Source organism: Psychrobacter sp. 1U2, assembly GCF_051847575.1.
Genome location: NZ_JBPYDC010000078.1, coordinates 1 through 2,068, shown reverse-complemented (window position 1 = coordinate 2,068; position 2,068 = coordinate 1). Strand labels below are relative to the sequence as shown.

Sequence of the window (2,068 nt, the reverse complement as noted above, 5' to 3'; positions counted from 1 at the left end):
GACTCTGCTACTATTAGCTTAATACCATCATCAACTAATAGCGTCAATGGTACTGGTAATTTAGGAAATTCAGAACTTGCAGGAGAACTAATTGCTTATAAGTTGGCTTCTGGCTCAGCTGAAGGCGCTGCTTGGGGAGGTACTGGTAATACACTTACCACTGCTGCAGCGACTGACTACAAGACTGGTATTACTAGCACTATATATCTAACAGTGACTGATGACGCTGACGTAATACCTGGTGTTTATAGTGACACTATTAACGTATCAGTAGCCTATTAATACCATGTTAGCTCTTCGGTTATGTCGTATAGTACGCCCAACTCTGTTTGCAGGAGCCATACTTTATTCTGGTATGGCAATGGCAGCTGGTCTTCAAGTCTCTCCTATCTCTTTAAGCTTACAAGCTCGAGAGAATGCTAGTGGTTTGACACTAAGTAACTCTAGTAATCATGTGATAAACGCACAAGTGCGGATACATCGATGGATGCAAGACGATACAGGTGATCAACTCGTTCCTTCGCGAGAGTTATTAGTGAGTCCACCTATGACAGAGCTAAAACCAGGTGAGCAGCAGTTGGTGCGTATTATCCGTGCCAAAGCACCGCCACAAGGTACAGATGCTGTAGAGGGTTCTTATCGGATTTTGATTAATGAGATACCAGTCAAATTACCAGAACAAACGAGTGGCCTACAGTTTGCTTTAAGCTACTCACTACCAGTGTTTGTACAGCCCTTGGGAATTAACAAGACGAGTCCGCAGTTGCAGTGGAGTATGCATCCGCAGCCGGATAACGAGCAGATTAAAATACGTGTTAGTAATCTTGGTAATGGGCATGCAAAACTGTCTGGTCTGAGTTTTGTTGATACAGCTGGCAATAGCCTTGATCTCCATCAAGGTTTGCTAGGGTATGTGTTACCCGGTGCAACTATGTATTGGACACTGAAAATATCACCCTCTGTTCTAACCTCAGAGGGTACATTCAAGGTTATACTGAATGGTAAAAAGACGACACCCGACGTCACATTGGATAATACTGCTCGCTAAAATCCTTTTTTTACAGAGTAATGCAGTTTCTACTATTCACGCTGCAATTCCAACTGAAGGTATCTCTACTAGCAGTGTTGTTAAAGACACTGCTTTTTCACCTAAACCTTCTATAGACACCCCAAATTTCAATACCAACGATTTACATAGTAACGATAATAAACTGGTACAGCCTGACTCGAAGCACTATAACCCTGACGATAGTTCTGGATTGGATTTGTATTTGGACGTTACGCTAAATGGTGCAAGTAAAGGTCTGATTCACTTTGTCTACCATGACGATCGCCTTTGGGCAACTACTGCTATCCTACAACAACTTGGCTTTATCTTACCACAAGATGTTGACGATACTATTCCACTTAATAGTTTGCCTGACCTCAAAATTGATTATGACATGCGTCGGCAGTCGCTTGAGCTTATTGCGCCTCTTAGTATGCTGAATTTAGATACTACTATTCGTAATACGCGGACTAACAAGCGTCCGATACCAACCGTATCACCTGGTCTTCTATTGAACTATAATGTTCATGCCACTCAAAACCATCAAAATGCCAAAAATCTAAGCGCTTATACTGAATTGCGCGCGTTTAATGCCCACGGTGTAGTTAGTTCTACTGCTTTAACTACTGGCAATCGTTCTGCTGATAGTGTCAGTCTTGACGGTGAATGGAAAGGTCAAACGGTAAGGTTGGATACGAGCTGGAGTCAGTCGTTCCCTGACAAGTTACTGACAGTTCGTGCAGGTGATATTCTCACAGGTGCACTGTCTTGGACGCGTTCTACACGTTTGGGAGGTCTGCAGATTGGTACCAACTTTGATCTACAACCCTATCGATCAACCACACCTTTGCCGTCATTTTTTGGGTCAGCTACCTTACCTTCCAAGGTGGAATTGTATGTCAATGGCCTTGAACACTATAGCGGCCAAGTACCCGCAGGTCCTTTTGAGCTAAAATCTGCACCTAGCATTAGTGGTGCCGGTACTGCTCAACTAGTGGTGACAGATGCACTAGGTCAGAG

The 2,068-nt window shown here is 43.4% G+C and carries 3 protein-coding genes; all 3 read left to right on the top strand.

The genetic code is table 11. The features are described 5' to 3' along the window. Positions 1 to 282: spore coat protein U domain-containing protein (locus ACS8FD_RS13280; protein ID WP_439276231.1), on the top strand; the 282-nt coding region annotated here is incomplete at its 5' end. A 79-nt stretch (positions 283 to 361) separates the two neighbouring features. Continuing rightward, positions 362 to 1,048: a fimbrial biogenesis chaperone gene (locus ACS8FD_RS13275; RefSeq protein ID WP_439261761.1), complete on the top strand. Its 687-nt coding sequence runs from the start codon at positions 362 to 364 to the stop codon at positions 1,046 to 1,048. Continuing rightward, positions 999 to 2,068: fimbria/pilus outer membrane usher protein (locus ACS8FD_RS13270; protein WP_459252120.1), on the top strand; the 1,070-nt coding region annotated here is incomplete at its 3' end. The genes ACS8FD_RS13275 and ACS8FD_RS13270, both read left to right, overlap by 50 nt.

Coding starts and splice junctions, on each gene's coding strand:
- ACS8FD_RS13275 (WP_439261761.1), top strand. CDS start 362: ATGGCAGCTGGTCTTCAAGTCTCTCCTATCTCTTTAAGCTTACAAGCT.